The organism is Agromyces sp. NPDC127015, assembly GCF_042725165.1.
GTDB classification, from domain to species: domain Bacteria; phylum Actinomycetota; class Actinomycetes; order Actinomycetales; family Microbacteriaceae; genus Agromyces; species Agromyces chromiiresistens.
Genome location: NZ_JBHXDI010000005.1, coordinates 124,770 through 140,055, shown reverse-complemented (window position 1 = coordinate 140,055; position 15,286 = coordinate 124,770). Strand labels below are relative to the sequence as shown.

Here is a 15,286-nt window from a genome sequence, read left to right as displayed (position 1 = left end):
CCCGGCAGATCAGCCGGTCGGCGGTGTCAGGGCTTGCGCACGCCGAGGCGGGGCAGGCGCGGCACCTCGACGGCGGCGCCCGCATCGGCGGGCACGATCTCGACCTGGGCGGCCGCCACCTCCACGCCGTGGCGCTCGACGATGAGCGGCAGGTCGGCGGGAACCGCGCGCTTGACGAGCGCGAGCGCGATGGGGCCGAGCTCGTGGTGCATCGCGCTCGAGGTGACGTGGCCCACGACCTTGCGCTCGGGCGCCTCGCCCTCGGCGGGCTCGGGCCGCACCTTCTCGCCGACCACTTCGTCGCCCGGCACCGGCAGCACGGTGTCGCTGCCGTCGAGGTGCAGCAGCACGAGTCGCCGGGGCGGCCGGCCGAGGTTGAGCACCTTCGCGACCGTCTCCTGGCCCTTGTAGCAGCCCTTGCCGAGGTCGACCGCGCTGCGCAGCCAGTCGACCTCGTGCGGAATGGTCTTCTCGTCGACCTCCGTCGCGAGGCGCGGACGCCACGCGGCGATCCGCAGCGCCTCGGCGGCGAGCGCTCCGGCGGCGGCCACGCGGCCCGAACGGACCGATGCGGCCGCGTCGGCCAGCGCGGCGCGTTCGACGATGCGCTCGATCCAGCGCCAGTCGGCGCCCGGGTGCCCGGCTGCGGCGGCGTACTGGTGGCCGCCCGGGCGGGGTTCGGCCCAGGGGTCGAACCAGTCGAGCGCGACGCCGGCGGGCGCGTACGCCGCGACCGCCGCATCGAGCGCGTCGGCCGACATCGCCGCGATCACGGCCAGGTCGGCCGTTCGGTCGGCGACCTCGACCCGGAGCATGAACCGCATGCGGTCGAGCCAGGCGGCGAGCGGAGCCGCTTCGTCGCCCTCGACGATGAGCCACACCGACTCACCGTCGTCGACCGCGTGCACCGCGTGCTCGACACGGCCGGAGGCGTCGAGGAGCAGCGCCTCGATACCTTCGCCCGGCCGGAGGCCGGTGAACGACTGGCTCGCCATGGAGTGCATCCAGCTCAGCCGGTCGGGACCGGTGACGACGACGAGACCGCGGTCGGACAGATCGACGATCGCCTCGCCGCGCTCGAGGCGACGCTGCTCGATCATCGGCTCGCCGTAGTGGCCGGCGACGCCGGGCGACGTCTCGAGGGCGACGGCTCCGGGAAGGGCGAGGAACGGCGACGGCGACCCGGTCATCAGTCGACCTTCGCGAGGCGGGCCGACGCATGCGTGCGCAGGTCCTGACCGAGCGCCGCGATGTCCCAGGCCCACAGGAGGTGCCCCTCAACGAGGCCGTACAGCCGCGTCGCGGCCGCGTAGTCCTTCGCACCGGCCGAGCGCATGACGGCGTCGGTCGCGAGGTCGATGCGCGGGCCCTTCACCTGGCCGAGGTAGAGCTCGCTCACCCCGCCGGGGTGCACGATCGACACTTCGAGGTCGAACCCGCCCTCGGCGTTGCGCAGCCGCTCGACGGCCTCGGCGTCGCCGTAGCGCGGCTCGCCGACGGCCGGCAGCATCGCTGGGCCCGGGTCGCCCTCGCCCTGTGCACGTGCGAGCCGCCAGTACCCCGTCTCGGTGGCGAGCGGCGTCGGTTCACCGCCCTCGTCGTCGGGGAAGAGCCACGTGTACGAGGTGTAGTTGAGGTGCGGCAGCCCGTCGTGGCTGAAGCTCACCCGCTGGCCGAACTCGTGCGTGACGGACTCGTCGCCGACCTTGTAGTCGATGACGCCCGACCCCTCCCACACGCCGAGGAGCCACGAGAGCGGGACGAGCTCGGCGGGAAGGTCGACGGGCAGCTCGATCATCGCCACGCCTTCACCAGCGCCTAGCGCTGACCCTTGAAGAGCTTGTAGACGACGACGCCGCTAATCCACGCGATCGCGAGGCTCGCGAGGCCGAGCAGGCCGATGAAGAGGAGTTCGAGGGCGAGCAGCTCAGACATGCCTCGAGTCTAGCCCGCGGCGACGGGGGCGACGATCGCCGCCGCGACCGCGACGACCACGAACGCGCCCGCGATCGACGCCGAGACGCGACCGACGAATCCGGCCGGCCGGCGGCTCGCGAGCTGGACCGCGAGCGTGCCGAGCACCGAGACGGCGAGCACGACGCCGAGCGCGCCGAACACGCCGAGCCACGAGTCATCCTCGAACCAGTCGTCGAGGCCGCCGAACGCCAGCCCGGCGACGATCGCGGAACCGACGACGGCGACCGCCCAGATCAGGACGATTCCCGGCCATCCCGTGCGCGTCTCGGTCTCGTCGGTCATGCCGCTCCGTTCGGTTCGCAGGACGGCGTCGGCCGTCCCGTAGTATTGACCGCACCTTACTACTGGAGGGTGTGGCGTGGCGCAGCTGCTCATTCTGACGCCGGCGGCCGACGACGTTCTCCCGGCGCTCGCACTCCTGACGCATCGGGTGCGGGTCATCCCCGCCTCGCCCGAGCGCCTCGTCAACGCGCCCGACGCCGAGCTCGTGCTGCTCGACGCCCGCACGAACCTCGCCGGCGCCAAGGCGCTCGCGCAGATTCTGCGCACCACCGGGCTCTCGGCGCCGCTCGTGCTCGTCGTCACCGAGGGCGGGCTCACCGCCGTCTCCCCCGACTGGGGCGTCGACGACGTCGTGCTCGAGGGGGCCGGCCCGGCCGAGGTCGACGCGCGCATCCGGCTCGCGATCGGTCGGGCGCTGCAGTCGCAGCCCGCGGAGCGGATCCAGACCTCGGGCGTCGTCATCGACGAGGCCAGCTATTCGGCCAAGGTGCACGGCAAGCCGCTCGACCTCACCTACAAGGAGTTCGAGCTGCTGCGCTTCCTCGCGGCGCACCCGTCGCGGGTCTTCACGCGCGAGCAACTGCTGAGCGAGGTGTGGGGCTACGACTACTTCGGCGGCACCCGCACCGTCGACGTGCACGTGCGGCGACTTCGGGCGAAGCTCGGCGACCTCGACAGCCTCATCGGCACCGTGCGCAACGTGGGCTACCGGTTCAACGTGCACGAAGAGGATGACGAGAGCGCGCCCGTCACCGCCCGTTAACCCTGCCCTCATCGGCCGCAACCGCGTGCGTGCCATGATGAGTGGATGAGCCCGGACAGCATCCTCGAGGACGACCGGACGTCGGATCGCACGGCGAGCGACTTCGACGACGACTTCGAACCGCTCGACATCGAAGGCGCGCCCGAGCTGCCGGCCGAGCGCTACCTCGACCGCGAGCTGAGCTGGCTCGCCTTCAACCAGCGCGTGCTCGAGCTCGCCGAGGACCCGCTCGTCCCGGTGCTCGAGCGGGCGAACTTCCTCGCGATCTTCGCGTCGAACCTCGACGAGTTCTTCATGGTGCGGGTCGCCGGGCTCAAGCGCCGCATCATGACCGGGCTCGCCGTGCCGACGAACGTCGGCCGCGCCCCGGTCGACGTGCTGAGCGACATCTCGCGCATGGCGCACGAACTGCAGGAGCGCCACGCCGCCGCCTACCAGGAGCTCGTGAAGCCCGCCCTCGCCGACGTGGGCATCCGCATCGTGACCTGGGCCGAGCTCGGCGACGACGAGCGCGCGCACCTGCGCGGCTACTTCTCGTCGCAGATCTTCCCCGTGCTCATGCCGCTCGCGGTCGATCCGGCGCACCCGTTCCCCTACATCTCGGGCCTCTCGCTGAACCTCTCGGTGCGCGTGCGCAACAGCCGCACCGGCCGGCAGGAGTTCGCGCGCGTGAAGGTGCCGCAGATGCTGCCCCGGTTCGTCCGCGTCGAGCCCGGCGAGTCGGTCGAGGACGCGCGCTACATCACACTCGAGGACCTCATCGCGAACCACCTCGGCGACCTCTTCCCCGGCATGGAGATCGTGGAGCACCACGTGTTCCGCGTCACCCGCAACGAGGACGTCGAGATCGAGGAGGACGAGACCGAGAACCTCATCAAGGCGCTCGAGAAGGAATTGCTGCGACGCCGGTTCGGCCCGCCGATCCGCCTCGAGGTCACCGACGACATGGACGAGGTGACGCTGGGCCTGCTCGTGCGCGAGCTCGACGTCACCGAGCAGGAGGTGTACCGGCTGCCCGCGCCGCTCGACCTCGGCGGGCTCTTCGACCTCGCGCGGCTCGACCGCCCCGAGCTGCACTACCCCACGCACGTGCCGACCACGGCCGTGCAGCTGCAGCCGACCGAGTCGAACCTGCGCGCCGACGTGTTCAAGGCCGTCTCCCGCCAGGACGTGCTGCTGCACCACCCGTACGAGTCGTTCGCGACGAGCGTGCAGGCCTTCCTCGAGCAGGCCGCCGCCGACCCCGACGTGCTCGCGATCAAGCAGACCCTGTACCGCACGTCGGGCGACAGCCCGATCGTCGAGGCCCTCATCGACGCCGCGGAGTCGGGGAAGCAGGTGCTCGCCCTCGTCGAGATCAAGGCCCGCTTCGACGAGCAGGCGAACATCACGTGGGCCCGCAAGCTCGAGAAGGCCGGCGTGCACGTCGTCTACGGCCTCGTCGGCCTCAAGACCCACTGCAAGCTCGCGCTCGTGATCCGCCAGGAGAAGGGCGTGCTGCGGCACTACAGCCACATCGGCACGGGCAACTACAACCCGAAGACGAGCCGCATCTACGAGGACCTCGGCCTGCTCACCGCCGACGACCAGGTCGGCAAGGACCTGACGCGCCTCTTCAACGAGCTGAGCGGCTACGCGATCGAGAAGAAGTTCAAGCGGCTCCTCGTCGCGCCGCTCCACCTGCGCAAGGGGCTCCTGAAGCTCATCGCGGGCGAGATCAGGGCGGCCGAGGAGGGCCGGCCCTGCGGCATCCGCATCAAGGTCAACTCGATGGTCGACGAGGCCATCATCGACGCGCTCTACCGGGCCTCGAACTCCGGCGTCCCCGTCGAAGTGTGGGTGCGCGGCATCTGCAGCCTGCGACCGGGCATCCCCGGCCTCAGCGAGAACATCCGCGTCCGGTCGATCCTCGGCCGCTACCTCGAGCACTCGCGCATCTTCTCGTTCGCGAACGACGGCGACCCGCAGGTCTACATCGGCTCCGCCGACATGATGCACCGCAACCTCGACCGCAGGGTCGAGGCGCTCGTGCGCCTCACCGACCCGCAGCACCTCGTCGAGATCGAGCGCATCTTCGACCAGGCGATGGACGAGTCGACGAGTTCGTGGCACCTCGACGGCGACGGCGTCTGGACACGCCGGTCGGTCGATGAGGAGGGGCGCCCGCTCACCGACCTGCAGAATGGCCTCATGCTCGAGATCGCCCAGCGCACCCGATCGGGCCAGCGCACCCGATCGGGGTCGCGCCGGTGACGACGGCCGTCTACGCCGCCGGCGCCGTCTGCTGGCGCTACATCGACGGCAAGCTGCACGTGCTCGTCATCCACCGCACCGTGTACGGCGACGTGACCATCCCGAAGGGCAAGGTCGACCCCGGCGAGTCGCTGCCGCAGACGGCCGTGCGCGAGATCCAGGAGGAGACCGGCCTCGCCGTCGACCTCGGCGTGCCGCTCGGCGTCTCGCGCTACCCGCTGCCGTCGGGCCGCGAGAAGATCGTGCACTACTGGGCGGCCGAGGTGGGCGAGAAGGCGGTGCAGCGCTCGACCTTCAAGCCGAACGCCGAGGTCGCCGCGCTCGAATGGGTCACCCCCAAGCGCGCCCGCGGCTACCTCACCTACGAACCCGACGTCGAGATCCTCGACAACTTCACGGCGCTCGTCGAACAGGGCGTCACCGAGACGTTCAGCATCACGGTCCTCCGGCACGGCAAGGCGGTCGGGCGGGGCGGCTTCGACGGACCGGATGCCTCGCGGCCGCTCTCCGCCCGCGGCGTCGACCAGGCCGCGGGCCTCGTCGATACCCTCACCGCCTGGGGCCCGAAGCGGATCGTGTCGAGCCCGGCCGTACGCTGCGTCACCACCGTGACGCCGCTCGCCGCGGCCACCGGCATCGAGATCAAGCGAGACGCCGGCATCAGCCAGGAGGCGTTCGAGGCCGGCGAGGCCGAGGTGCGCCGGGTCGTCGGCAAGCGCGTGCGCGCAGGCAAGTCGGCCGTCATCTGCAGCCACGGGCCGGTGCTGCCCGACATCATGCGCGAGCTCGCACTCGCGACCGGCACGCCCCTCGGCACGTACGCGACCGACGCCGCGGAACTCGAGCCCGGCGCGTTCAGCGTCGTGCACCTGTCGGCGACGAACCAGGGCTCCGGCATCATCTCGATCGAGACGCACGCGCCGCGCGCCTGAGCGCAGCGGAATCAGGCGCCCGATTCCGTTCACCTCCCGTTCACCGGCGTGGCGGAAGCTCGTAAGGCGCACTGATTAGCGTCGCAGGCGGGTCGGCACCGACCCGGACCTGCAATCGAACCCCGGAAGGGACTTCACGTGAACTTCAAGCGTTTCGGCGTGCCCGCCGTCGTCGCCGTCACCGCGGCGCTCGCGCTCAGCTCCTGCGCAGCAAACGAAGGCGGCGGCAGCGCCACCCCCGAAGAGTCGACCTCGACCCTCTCGGGCACGATCGACGCGGCCGGCGCCTCGTCGCAGGGCTCGGCGCAGGAGGCGTGGGTCGCCGCGTTCCAGACCGCGAACCCCGACGTCACCATCAACTACGACCCCTCGGGCTCGGGCGCGGGCCGTGAGGCCTTCATCGCGGGCGGCGTCGACTTCGCCGGCAGCGACTCGTACCTGAAGGACGAGGAGCTCGCGGGCGAGTTCGCCGCGTGCGCCCCCGACACCAAGGCGATCGACCTGCCGGTCTACATCTCGCCCATCGCCGTGATCTTCAACGTCGAGGGCGTCGACGAGCTCAACCTCGACTCGGCGACCCTCGCGAAGATCTTCAAGGGCGACATCACCAAGTGGAACGACCCGGCGATCGCCGCGCTCAACGAGGGCGCCGCCCTCCCCGACGCGACCATCACCGCGGTGCACCGCTCGGACGACTCGGGCACGACGAAGAACTTCGCCGACTACCTCAACCAGACGGCCGCAGACGTGTGGGCCGAGGAGCCGAGCGACACCTTCCCGTACCAGACCGGTGAGGGCGCCCAGGGCACCTCGGGCGTCGTCGACGCCGTCACCAACGGCGTGAACACCATCGGCTATGCCGACGCATCGCGCGCCGGCGACCTCGGTGTCGCGAAGATCAAGGTCGGCGACGAGTTCGTCGGCTACTCGCCGGAGGCCGCCGCGGCCGTCGTCGCGGAGTCGCCGCTCGTCGAGGGCCGCGAGGCCAACGACCTCGCGATCGCGCTCGACCGCACCACGACCGACCCGAGCCACTACCCGCTCGTGCTCGTGAGCTACGCGATCGTCTGCCAGGAGTACGCCGACGCGGCCCAGGGCGAGCTCGTGAAGAGCTACGTCTCGTACCTCGCGAGCGAGGAGGGCCAGTCCCTCTCCGCCGAGCAGGCCGGTTCGGCGCCGCTCTCGAGCGAGCTCGGCGAGCAGGTCCAGGCCGCCCTCGAGACGGTCAAGTAGTCCGGCGCCCGCCCGTCCCGATCGCACCGCAGCGGTGTCCGATCGGGCCGGGCGGGCTCGGTGCGCGAGCCCGGCTCGCGCGCTCCCCATTCGCACGAACCAGGAAGACCCCGCCCCATGACGCCCCCCGAGGCATCCACCATCACCGCCAAGCAGCGCCCCGGCGATCGGATCTTCTCGACCGCCACGCTGGTGGCGGGCGTGCTCATCCTGGTCACCCTCGCGGCCGTCGCGATCTTCCTCGTCGCGCAGTCGCTGCCCGCGTTCACCGCAGTGGCCGACGACTTCAAGGGCGACGCCGAGAACTTCTGGCAGTACGTGTGGCCGCTCGTGTTCGGCACGATCTGGGCGGCGGCGCTCGCGCTCATCATGGCCGTGCCGCTCTCGATCGGCATCGCGCTGTTCATCTCGCACTACGCGCCGCGGCGCCTCGCGCAGGGGCTCGGCTACATCATCGACCTGCTCGCCGCCGTGCCGTCGGTCGTCTTCGGCCTCTGGGGCATCACGGTGCTCGCCCCCGCGGTGCAGCCGTTCTACACCACGCTCACCGAGTGGTTCGGATGGTTCCCGCTGTTCGCCGGGCCGGTCTCGGGCACGGGGCGCACGATCCTCACCGTCGCGGTCGTGCTCGCCGTCATGATCCTGCCGATCGTCACCGCGCTCTGCCGCGAGATCTTCCTGCAGACCCCCGTGCTCCACGAGGAGGCGGCGCTCGCCCTCGGCGCGACCCGCTGGGAGATGATCAAGCTCGCGGTGCTGCCGTTCGGCCGCCCCGGCATCATCTCGGCCTCCATGCTCGGCCTCGGCCGCGCCCTCGGCGAGACGATGGTCGTCGCGATGGTGCTGTCGCCGTCGGCGATCATCAGCTTCGCCGTGCTGCAGTCGCAGAACCCGACCACGATCGCCGCGAACATCGCGCTCAACTTCCCCGAGGCGCACGACATCGGGGTCAACATCCTCATCGCGACGGGCCTCATGCTCTTCACGATCACGCTCGCCGTCAACATGGTCGCCCGCTACATCGTCGAGCGCCGCAAGGAATTCTCGGGAGCCAACTGATGAGCCTCACCGCCACTCCCCCGCAGGCGCCGGTCACGCAGAACGGCATCTCCAACTCGCTGACCGCGGGCAAGCTGCCGCGCTACGCCTCGATCTACGTGCTCGTCGGCGCACTCGCCGCGTCGAGCGCCGTGTTCGGCCTCGTCGCCGTCTCGAGCGGCGAGCTCTTCAACATCGCCGGGGCCGTCTTCTGCGGCGTCGTGCTCTACACCGCCTCGATCTGGCTGATCTCGCGCCTCGTGGAAGGCTCGCGCAAGGCCGCCGACCGGTTCGTCACCGCGCTCGTCGCGACGGCGTTCACGATCGCGCTGCTGCCGCTCATCTCGGTCGCGTTCACGACGATCGTGAACGGCCTGCCGCGCTTCGACGCCGCGTTCTTCACGGAGTCGATGCGCAACGTCGTCGGTGCCGGCGGCGGCGCGCTGCACGCGATCATGGGCACGCTCCTCATCACGGGCATGGCCGCGCTCATCTCGGTGCCCGTCGGCCTGCTCACCGCGATCTACCTCGTCGAGTACGGCCGCGGCAAGCTGAAGCACGGCATCACGTTCTTCGTCGACGTGATGACGGGCATCCCCTCGATCGTCGCCGGCCTGTTCGCGTTCGCGCTCTTCGCGCTCGTGACCGACGACCCCGGCGTGCGCATGGGCTTCGGCGGCGCCGTCGCCCTCTCCGTGCTCATGATCCCGGTCGTCGTGCGCTCGAGCGAGGAGATGCTGAAGCTCGTGCCGAACGACCTCCGTGAGGCGTCCTACGCGCTCGGCGTGCCGAAGTGGCTCACGATCCTGAAGGTCGTGCTGCCCACCTCGATCGCGGGCATCATCACCGGCATCATGATCGCCGTCGCCCGCGTCATCGGCGAGACCGCGCCGCTGCTCATCATCGCCGGCTTCACGACGAGCATGAACTACAACCTGTTCGCCGACCGCATGATGACGCTGCCGGTGTTCGTCTACACCCAGTACATGAACCAGGGCACCGACTCGCAGGCGTACATCGACCGCGCCTGGGCCGGTGCGCTGACGCTCATCCTCATCGTCGCCCTCCTCAACGTCGTCGCCCGCATCATCGCGAAGGCGTTCTCCCCCAAGACCGGCCGCCGCTGAGCGCCCAGACCGCAACGACCCCGTACAGAGAGAAGCAGCACCCGTGTCCAAGCGCATCGAGGTCGAGGACCTCAACGTCTACTACGGCAACTTCCGCGCCGTCGAGGGCATCACGCTCGAGATCGAACCCCGCACCGTGACCGCGTTCATCGGCCCCTCCGGCTGCGGCAAGTCGACCTTCCTCCGCACGCTCAACCGCATGCACGAGGTGATCCCGGGCGCGCGCGTCGAGGGCAAGGTGCTCATCGACGGCAACGACCTCTACGGCCCTGGCGTCGACCCGGTGCTCGTGCGCCGACAGGTCGGCATGGTCTTCCAGCGTCCGAACCCGTTCCCGACGATGTCGATCAAGGAGAACGTGCTCGCCGGCGTGCGCCTCAACAACAAGCGGATCTCGAAGCCCGACGCCGACGAACTCGTCGAGCGTTCGCTGCTCGGCGCGAACCTCTGGAACGAGGTCAAGGACCGCCTCGACAAGCCCGGGTCGGGTCTCTCGGGCGGCCAGCAGCAGCGCCTCTGCATCGCCCGCGCGATCGCCGTCTCGCCCGAGGTCATCCTGATGGACGAGCCCTGCTCGGCACTCGACCCGATCTCGACCCTCGCCATCGAGGACCTCATCGAGGAGCTGAAGCAGCAGTACACGATCGTGATCGTGACGCACAACATGCAGCAGGCCTCGCGCGTGAGCGACAAGACCGCGTTCTTCAACATCGCGGGCACCGGCCAGCCGGGCAAGCTCATCGAGTACTCGGACACGACGACGATCTTCTCGAACCCGCAGGTCAAGGCGACCGAGGACTACGTCTCGGGCCGCTTCGGCTGATCGGTCCTGGCGGCGACGAAACGGATGCCTCGGAGCGGACTTCGCTCCGAGGCATCCGTGTCTCACGACGGGATCAGCAGGCCTTCACGAGCTCCCAGGGGCCCCACTGCTCGGCGCCGGGGACGTTGTTCTGCGTCCACCACTTCGCCCGGTACTCGCTGCCCTGGTAGCTCACGACCTGCCCGCCGGTGTAGGCGGTCGAGGCGCTCCACGCCGCGGCCGCACAGGTGCCGGGGTCGGTCGGGTCGGTCGGGTCGGTCGGATCCGTCGGGTCGGTCGGATCCGTCGGGTCCGTCGTGCACGAGCCGACCTCCGCCCAGACCGCGGACGTACCGGGCTGCTCGCCCTGCGTCCACCACTTGGCCGAGTACTCCTTGCCGCCGAACGAGACCTTCTGGCCGCCCGTGTAGACCGCGGTCGAGCTCCAGGCCGGCGACGCGCAGTCGCCCGGGTCCGTCGGGTCGGTCGGGTCGGTCGGATCCGTCGGGTCGGTGGTGCCGACCGGGTCGGTGGCCGGACCGGACTTCGCCGCGCGCAGCCGGTCGGCGAGCGTGCCGATCAGTTCGCCCCGGCGGTCGCCGTCGAGCTCCCACCACATGCCACCGCCGAGGCCCTGGTCGACGATGTACTGCGACTTGCGCGCGGTCGACTGCGCGTTGTCGTAGCTCCACCACTGGTTGCCGTCGTAGCGCCAGGCCGCGCCGATCGCGGCGTCGTAGTGGTCGGTGCCGAGGGTCTTCAGCTTGTCGTAGTCCTCGTTGCCCTTCTCCCAGGTGCCCGGGGCGGCACCGGTCGCCGGCCCCCATGCGTTCGCCGAGCTCGCGCCCTGCCAGCCGCGGCCGTAGGCGGCGAGGCCGATGCCGAGCTGCTTGGGCGAGATGCCCGTCTTCAGGTACTCCTTCACGGCCTTGTCGACGCTGAACCTCTTCGAGGCCGGCCGGGTGTCGGCCGGATCGTCGAAGAGGTTCGCCTGGTGGCCGGTGAGTGCCGGGTCCCAAGCGCCGTGCAGGTCGTAGCCCTGGATGTTGCCGTAGTCGAGGTAGCGGAAGTTCTCGGGGTTGTTCCAGCCGCCCGCCGCGATGTCGGCCGGGTTCGCCGGCAGGAATGCGGAGAGCTGGTACGGGTGCCCGTTCTCCGCGGTCAGGGCGTCCATCTGGGTGCGGAACTCCTTGAGGAGCAGCGTGAAGTTCGCCTTGTCGTTGACCTCGTCGACGTAGTTGCCGACCTCGCCGTTCTGCGAGCCGGGCCACTCCCAGTCGATGTCGATGCCGTCGAACACCCCCGCGGCCGCGCCGGTGCCGCCGCGCCCGTCGATGACGGGCAGGTTGCCGCGCAGGTAGAGGTCGACGCAGCTCTTCACGAACTTCTTGCGCGAGGCGTCGGTGGCCGCCGCCTTGGAGAAGTTCTTCGACCAGGTCCAGCCGCCGATCGACAGCATGACCTTGAGCTTCGGGTACTTCTGCTTCAGCTGCTTGAGCTGGTTGAAGGAGCCCGCGAGCTTCTGGTCCCAGGTGTCGGCGACGCCGGCGACCGAGTTGGCCGCGGTGTAGCCCATGCCGAAGTCGGCCCACGCGTCGCCCGCGCCGTCGGATCCCGTCGGCCCGGTGCCCTGCGCCTTGTTCGCGATGAAGCAGGTGAGGTCCTGGTAGTGGATGTTGCCGAACGCGTAGTTGATGTGGGTGAGGTCGTCGGCGGCGCCCGACACCTCGAGCTGCTTCGCCTGGAACGCGCGGCCGTACACGCCCCACTGGGCGAAGTAGCCGACGTTGCGGTAGCCGTTCACGGCGCTCGGCGCCTGCTCTGCGGCGACGGCCGGTGCGGCCGCGCCGAACGCGGCGAGGCCGGCGACCATCGCGCCGGTGGCGATGGCGGCGAGCGCAGTGCGCAGGCCCCGTCGCGTGCGTTGCTGATTCTCCATGATGTCCTTCGTCGTGTGGGGAACCGGACGCGCATCGTGCACGCCCCTGGACGCTCTCACGCTAGGGACGGATGCCTCGCCCCGGCGTCCGCACGATCCACATGATCCGCGCCGTGCGGGGCCACGGGTACGTGGAACTACCTACAGCCCCCGCAGCGGGCCGCCGGGCGCGCCGGGACGCCGGAGCGGGGGCTCCGGTCGCCGGAACCCCCGCCCGAGGCATCCTGTTCGATCAGCAGGCGGCGGCGTCGCCCCAGACGGCCGCACTGCCGGGCGTCTCGCCCTGCGTCCACCACTTCGCGGTGTACTCGGCACCCCCGTAGCTGACCTGCTGGCCGCCCGTGTAGACCGCGGACGCGCTCCACGCGGACGCGTCGCACGTACCGCCGGTGCCGCCGCCGGTGCCGCCGCCCGAGCCCGAGCCGCCGCCAGGCTGGACGACCATCGCCCCGCGGGGCAGGTCGTAGAGCGCCGCGTAGGTCTCGGTTCCGATCTTCACCCGCAGGTTCGAGAGCTCGGCAATCGGCAGGCGCCAGCTCAGCTTCGTGGAGACGCTGCCGCCCGCCGCGATGCCGCCCGATGGCACCGTGATCGTGTACGTGTGGAAGTCGCCCTTGAGGCCGCCGACGTTCGATCCGGTGTGATCGCTCGAGACCTTCGTGATGCCCCATCCGTTCTGCTCGCCCATCGCGCCCGTGTCGCTCGTCGCGGTGTCGAACGTGATCTTCGATCCGGCGGGGATCGCGGTCGTCGAGTTGTTCGTGAACGTCACCTTGGGGTTGATCGGGTAGTTGTTGTCGCCGAGCGCGAACTCGGAGAACCTCACCTGCAGGTCGATCGACTTCGCGGGCATCGCGACGTTGGCCTTCGCCGCGTCGTACGGCTGCGAGGCCGCGAGCCGGTCGTGCAGCAGCGACACGAGGGTCGAGCCCATCTCGTACTGGCCCTTCTGGGCGTTGTACGAGTAGTCGCCCGCGAGCTCCCAGATCATCGCGCCGCCGATGCCCTGCTGCGCGATGTAGTCGGCCTTCGCGCCGATCGCCTGGTCGGCGTCGCCAGAGAGGAAGGTCTTCGTCGTGTCGTTCCACCACCACTCGGTCTTCGTGACCGAGTCGAAGTGATGCGTGTACGAACCGCTGATCGACGTCGGTGCACCGTAGCTCGCCGTGTAGTCGCCCACGACGCCCTTCTGCAGGTTGAGCACGTGCCAGATCGGATTGGCGCCGGCACCCACCTCGGCCCCGGTCTTGTCGAGGTCGTGCCACAGGTTGTTGATGCCGACCGCGCCGTTGCCGCACTTCGACGTGCCGCCGAGCGACGGACCGGTGCCCGCGGGGCACTTCGTCTGGTCGGGCAGCGGCGCCTTGCCGTAGAGGCCGTTCGTCCCGCCCTGCACGCCGTCCCACCCGCGGGTGTAGAACGGCACGCCGACGTTGATGCGGCCGGGCGGCATCGCACCGCGGAAGTAGTGGTACGCCCAGTCGGTGTTGAGGTAGCCGATGCCGTTGTACGCCCCGTACACGCCGCCCGCGGCGAGCTCGGGGTCCTTGCCGTCGTCGAAGAGCGGGCCGTTGCCGCCGACGTAGTCGTTCCACGAGCCGTGCAGGTCGTAGCTCATGATGTTGACGTAGTCGAGGTACGGGGTGACCTGGTAGACCTCGGCGCCGCGCAGCAGCCAGCCCGAGGCGGGTGCGGCAACGGTGAGCAGGTAGTGCTTGCCGTCGGCGGCGCCGGCGCGGTCGAGCTTCTCGCGGAGGGTCTTCATGAGCGACTCGTAGCCGGCCCAGAGCTTCGCCCGACGCGGCTCGGAGAACGAGAAGTCGTCGGGGCTGCCGGCCTTGCCGTTGGAGTTGGCGTACTCGTAGTCGATGTCGACGCCGTCGAAGCCGTAGGTGCGGATGAACTGCACCGCCGAGTCGGCGAACGCGTCGATCTTCGCCTGCGAGTCGGTCAGCGTGTAGAAGCCGCCGTCGGCGACCCTGTTGCCGTCGGCGTCGAAGTGGCCGCCGGTCTCGGCCCAGCCGCCGACCGAGACGAGCGCCTTCACGCCCGGATTCTGCTGCTTGTACTTCGTGAGCAGGTTGAAGTGCCCCTGGTACGGCAGCGTCGGGTCCATCTCGGCACCGGCGACGCCGGGCCAGGTCATCTTCGTCGAGGCGTTGCCCGCGACATCCTGGTTGACCGAGACCTTGCCCTGTCCGTCGATGTGGGCGAAGGCGTAGTTGATGTGGCTGAGCTTCTTCCACGGGATGTCGCTCGCGAGGTAGCGCGGCTGGCCGTTCTGGCCCGTGCGCCAGTTCGTGAAGTAGCCGATGACGCGATGCTCGAGGCCGTTCGGCAGCTTCTCGCGGCCGGCCTCGTCGTAGATCGTGCAGTAGGGCACGTTGACGCCGGGCGTCTGGTAGAGGCCGTCGGGGCGGCACTTCTCGTCGGGGTTCGTCGTCCACGGGGTGCCGCCGGGGTCCGGGGTCGGCGTCGGCGTGGGCGTCGGGGTCGGCGTGGGCGTCGGCGTCGGCGTCGGCGTCGGCGTCGGCGTGGGCGTCGGCGTCGGCGTGGGCGTCGGCGTCGGCGTCGGCGTCGGCGTCGGCGTCGGGTTCACCGTGCCGCACGCGCCCAGCGACTCCCACGGGCCCCACTGCTCGGCACCGGGGACGTTGTTCTGCGTCCACCACTTGGCCTTGTAGTTGACGCTCTGGTACGAGACGAGCTGGCCGCCCGTGTACGTCGCCGACGACGACCAGGCGGGTTCGCACTCGGTCGTGGCGGCGGTCGCGGCCGTGGCGCCGGCGAACCCGAGGGTGCCGATGAGCGCCAGGCCCGATACGATCGCGCCCGCACGGAAGCGGGCACGAGAAGAGAGTGTGCGCATTCGAGTCCTCACTGACTGGGGATGCCGCGGCGGAGGCCGCCCGGCGGCTCGACGCTATTCGAGCCGGAGGC

General features: G+C 70.3%; 12 protein-coding genes. 7 read left to right on the top strand and 5 right to left on the bottom strand.

All coding sequences use genetic code 11. From position 1 onward, the window contains the following. Window positions 1-26 precede the first annotated feature (26 nt). From ACFWGP_RS15395 to ACFWGP_RS15385, 3 genes are all read right to left on the bottom strand, one after another. A complete protein-coding gene (locus tag ACFWGP_RS15395; RefSeq protein WP_376931309.1) occupies window positions 27-1,190 on the bottom strand; it encodes a YgfZ/GcvT domain-containing protein in 1,164 nt (387 codons plus the stop codon). Continuing rightward, window positions 1,190-1,798 carry an FABP family protein gene (locus ACFWGP_RS15390; RefSeq protein ID WP_275505535.1) on the bottom strand — a complete coding sequence of 203 codons (609 nt, stop codon included), beginning with the start codon at window positions 1,796-1,798 and terminating at the stop codon, window positions 1,190-1,192. The genes ACFWGP_RS15395 and ACFWGP_RS15390 overlap by 1 nt, the downstream gene beginning before the upstream one ends. A 146-nt stretch (window positions 1,799-1,944) precedes the next feature. Beyond that, complete coding sequence (locus ACFWGP_RS15385; RefSeq protein ID WP_376931308.1) at window positions 1,945-2,259, bottom strand: hypothetical protein; 315 nt, start codon at window positions 2,257-2,259, stop codon at window positions 1,945-1,947. Window positions 2,260-2,335: 76 nt separating this feature from the next. Between ACFWGP_RS15385 and ACFWGP_RS15380 the strand changes: the two genes are divergently transcribed. The 7 genes from ACFWGP_RS15380 (at window position 2,336) to pstB (ending at window position 10,428) form a co-directional block, all read left to right on the top strand. Beyond that, entirely contained in the window at window positions 2,336-3,022 is a 687-nt protein-coding gene (locus ACFWGP_RS15380) for a response regulator transcription factor (protein ID WP_231430232.1), read from the top strand. 45 nt (window positions 3,023-3,067) lie between these two features. Continuing rightward, the gene (locus ACFWGP_RS15375) at window positions 3,068-5,275 is read left to right on the top strand and encodes an RNA degradosome polyphosphate kinase (RefSeq protein WP_376931307.1); all 2,208 of its coding nucleotides are present in this window, start codon (window positions 3,068-3,070) and stop codon (window positions 5,273-5,275) included. Beyond that, a complete protein-coding gene (locus ACFWGP_RS15370; protein ID WP_231430230.1) occupies window positions 5,272-6,207 on the top strand; it encodes an NUDIX hydrolase in 936 nt (311 codons plus the stop codon). Before ACFWGP_RS15375 ends, ACFWGP_RS15370 begins: the two co-directional genes overlap by 4 nt. A 138-nt stretch (window positions 6,208-6,345) precedes the next feature. Then, window positions 6,346-7,440, top strand: a complete 1,095-nt coding sequence (pstS, locus tag ACFWGP_RS15365; protein ID WP_231430229.1) for a phosphate ABC transporter substrate-binding protein PstS — start codon at window positions 6,346-6,348, stop codon at window positions 7,438-7,440. Window positions 7,441-7,557: 117 nt separating this feature from the next. After that, on the top strand, window positions 7,558-8,499 hold the full coding sequence (pstC, locus tag ACFWGP_RS15360) for a phosphate ABC transporter permease subunit PstC (RefSeq protein WP_231430228.1): 942 nt from the start codon (window positions 7,558-7,560) through the stop codon (window positions 8,497-8,499). Then, window positions 8,499-9,605 (top strand): phosphate ABC transporter permease PstA, encoded by a 1,107-nt coding sequence (gene pstA / locus ACFWGP_RS15355; RefSeq protein WP_231430227.1) that lies wholly within the window; start codon window positions 8,499-8,501, stop codon window positions 9,603-9,605. The genes pstC and pstA overlap by 1 nt, the downstream gene beginning before the upstream one ends. Window positions 9,606-9,648: 43 nt before the next feature. Beyond that, the gene (pstB, locus tag ACFWGP_RS15350) at window positions 9,649-10,428 is read left to right on the top strand and encodes a phosphate ABC transporter ATP-binding protein PstB (protein WP_231430226.1); all 780 of its coding nucleotides are present in this window, start codon (window positions 9,649-9,651) and stop codon (window positions 10,426-10,428) included. Window positions 10,429-10,501: 73 nt separating this feature from the next. Here the strand turns inward: pstB and ACFWGP_RS15345 are convergent, their stop codons facing one another. Together ACFWGP_RS15345 and ACFWGP_RS15340 are read right to left on the bottom strand one after the other, a co-directional pair. After that, complete coding sequence (locus ACFWGP_RS15345) at window positions 10,502-12,346, bottom strand: glycosyl hydrolase family 18 protein (protein ID WP_376931306.1); 1,845 nt, start codon at window positions 12,344-12,346, stop codon at window positions 10,502-10,504. Between the two features lie 232 nt (window positions 12,347-12,578). Further along, on the bottom strand, window positions 12,579-15,215 hold the full coding sequence (locus tag ACFWGP_RS15340; RefSeq protein ID WP_376931305.1) for a glycosyl hydrolase family 18 protein: 2,637 nt from the start codon (window positions 15,213-15,215) through the stop codon (window positions 12,579-12,581). Between the last annotated feature and the right edge of the window lie 71 nt (window positions 15,216-15,286).

What these genes read in the sequence shown, in the direction of transcription:
- ACFWGP_RS15395 (WP_376931309.1), bottom strand. Translation starts at nt 1,190, where the DNA reads ATGACCGGGTCGCCGTCGCCGTTCCTCGCCCTTCCCGGAGCCGTCGCC.
- ACFWGP_RS15390 (WP_275505535.1), bottom strand. Translation starts at nt 1,798, where the DNA reads ATGATCGAGCTGCCCGTCGACCTTCCCGCCGAGCTCGTCCCGCTCTCG.
- ACFWGP_RS15385 (WP_376931308.1), bottom strand. Translation starts at nt 2,259, where the DNA reads ATGACCGACGAGACCGAGACGCGCACGGGATGGCCGGGAATCGTCCTG.
- ACFWGP_RS15375 (WP_376931307.1), top strand. Translation starts at nt 3,068, where the DNA reads ATGAGCCCGGACAGCATCCTCGAGGACGACCGGACGTCGGATCGCACG.
- pstC (WP_231430228.1), top strand. Translation starts at nt 7,558, where the DNA reads ATGACGCCCCCCGAGGCATCCACCATCACCGCCAAGCAGCGCCCCGGC.
- pstA (WP_231430227.1), top strand. Translation starts at nt 8,499, where the DNA reads ATGAGCCTCACCGCCACTCCCCCGCAGGCGCCGGTCACGCAGAACGGC.
- ACFWGP_RS15345 (WP_376931306.1), bottom strand. Translation starts at nt 12,346, where the DNA reads ATGGAGAATCAGCAACGCACGCGACGGGGCCTGCGCACTGCGCTCGCC.
- ACFWGP_RS15340 (WP_376931305.1), bottom strand. Translation starts at nt 15,215, where the DNA reads ATGCGCACACTCTCTTCTCGTGCCCGCTTCCGTGCGGGCGCGATCGTA.